This is a genomic window from Marinobacter sp. UBA2498 (genome assembly GCF_002341575.1).
GTDB classification, from domain to species: domain Bacteria; phylum Pseudomonadota; class Gammaproteobacteria; order Pseudomonadales; family Oleiphilaceae; genus Marinobacter; species Marinobacter manganoxydans.
In genome coordinates, this window is record NZ_DDOI01000149.1 from 1 (window position 1) to 1,859 (window position 1,859).

Sequence of the window (1,859 nt, forward strand, 5' to 3'; positions counted from 1 at the left end):
TGTTCCAGGAAGAAATCTTCGGACCGGTCGTGGGCGTTACCACCTTCAAGACCGAGGAAGAAGCCCTGGCCATCGCCAACGACACCGAGTTTGGTCTGGGTGCCGGTGTATGGACCCGCGACACCAATCTCGCCTACCGGATGGGCCGCAACATCCAGGCCGGTCGGGTGTGGATGAACTGTTACCACGCCTACCCGGCTCACGCAGCCTTCGGTGGTTACAAGAAGTCTGGCGTTGGCCGTGAAACCCACAAGATGGCGCTCGAGCACTATCAGCAGACCAAGTGCATGCTGACCAGCTACGACACCAACCCGCTGGGTTTCTTCTGAATCAATGAGCGGTAAGCGGGCCTCCCACACGGGCCCGCCTGTGAGTCAGCACAGCGGATGTGCACCTTCATTCCCCGGCGTCTGGCTGGGGCGGCTCTCTGACGAGAGTTCGGGTTTTTCTGTCACTCTCTTTTGGCCCTTCCCAGGGCCTTTTTTATTGGGGCGGATTGTGGTGTCAAAGCGCTTTATCGCCCCAGTGAGTAGAACTCTGCGTTAGGCCGCATGTTTGTCACGTTTGCCATCCGATTGGAAAGCCCGAAGAACGCGGCGATGCCGGAGATGTCCCAGATATCCTCGTCGTTGAAACCATGGCGTTTGAGTTCCTCAAAGTCCGCGTCACACACCTCTTGGGCTTGTTGCGAAACCTTTATGGCGAAATCAAGCATGGCTTTCTGGCGTTCAGTGATGTCGGCCTTTCGGTAGTTCACGGCGACCTGATCTGCGATCTCCGGGTTCTTTTCACGGATGCGCAGAATAGCGCCATGGGCCACCACGCAGTACTGGCACTGGTTCAGGTTGCTGGTAGCGACCACGATCATCTCGCGTTCGCCTTTGGTGAGGTTGCTGTCTTTTTCCATCAGGGCATCCTGGTAATCAAAGAAGGCACGAAACTCGGCTGGGCGACGTGCCAGTACCAGAAAGACATTGGGGATAAACCCCGACTTTTCCTGAACGGCAAGAATCTTCTCCCGGATGTCCGCCGGGAGTGATTCAAGCGACGGAACCGGGAATCGGCTTATTGGTTGTTCGTTGGACGAGCTCATAACAATTCCTTTAATGGCGGTTTTATGGTTCAAGAAGTTTCGGTTCAGCCTGCGACCGGTACGACGATACGTCCACGAACCTTGCCTTCCAGCAGTTGGCTGGCACCTTCGATGGCGTCTTCAAAGGGTATTTCCGTGATCATGCGCTCGAGCAGATCGATGTCGAGATCCTCCGACAGGCGCTTCCAGGCTTCCAGTCGCTCAGCTTTGGGCGCCATCACGCTGTCCACGCCGCACAAGGTCACACCCCGAAGAATGAACGGGGCAACGGTGGACGGGAAGTCCATGCCGGCCGCGAGACCACAGGCTGCGACGACGCCACGGTATTTCATGCCGGCACAGACATTGGCCAGCACCTGTCCACCGGCCACATCAATGGCGCCGGCCCAGGTCTCGCGCACCAGGGGTTTGCCTGGTTCACTCAGCTCAGCGCGATCGAGGATGTTTCCGGCCCCCAACGACTTCAGATAGTCTGCTTCTTCGGATCGGCCGGTCACCGCGGTCACGGAATAACCCCGCTTGGCCAGCAGCGCCACCGCGATGCTTCCAACGCCACCGGTCGCCCCGGTCACCAGGATGTCGCCGGAATCAGGTGTTACGCCATTCTTTTCCAGTGCCATGACACAAAGCATGGCGGTATAGCCGGCGGTGCCGATGGCCATGGCCTGTCGAGGAGAAAACGCCTTGGGCAGAGGAATCAGCCAGTCACCGGAAACACGGGCTTTTTCGGCCAGGCCGCCCCAGTGTTTCTCGCCAACGCCCCACC

The 1,859-nt window shown here is 58.4% G+C and carries 3 protein-coding genes; 1 reads left to right on the top strand and 2 read right to left on the bottom strand.

Annotation, left to right across the window (positions count from 1 at the left end):
- On the top strand, positions 1–329 hold a 329-nt coding region (locus tag B2W52_RS20550), incomplete at its 5' end, for an aldehyde dehydrogenase family protein (protein WP_286804000.1).
- 185 nt (positions 330–514) lie between these two features.
- On the opposite strand, the gene B2W52_RS20555 is transcribed toward B2W52_RS20550, so the two are convergent.
- The gene (locus tag B2W52_RS20555) at positions 515–1,093 is read right to left on the bottom strand and encodes a peroxidase-related enzyme (protein WP_273157221.1); all 579 of its coding nucleotides are present in this window, start codon (positions 1,091–1,093) and stop codon (positions 515–517) included.
- A gap of 44 nt (positions 1,094–1,137) precedes the next feature.
- The coding region (locus tag B2W52_RS20560; RefSeq protein WP_286804001.1) for an MDR family oxidoreductase at positions 1,138–1,859 on the bottom strand (722 nt) is incomplete at its 5' end.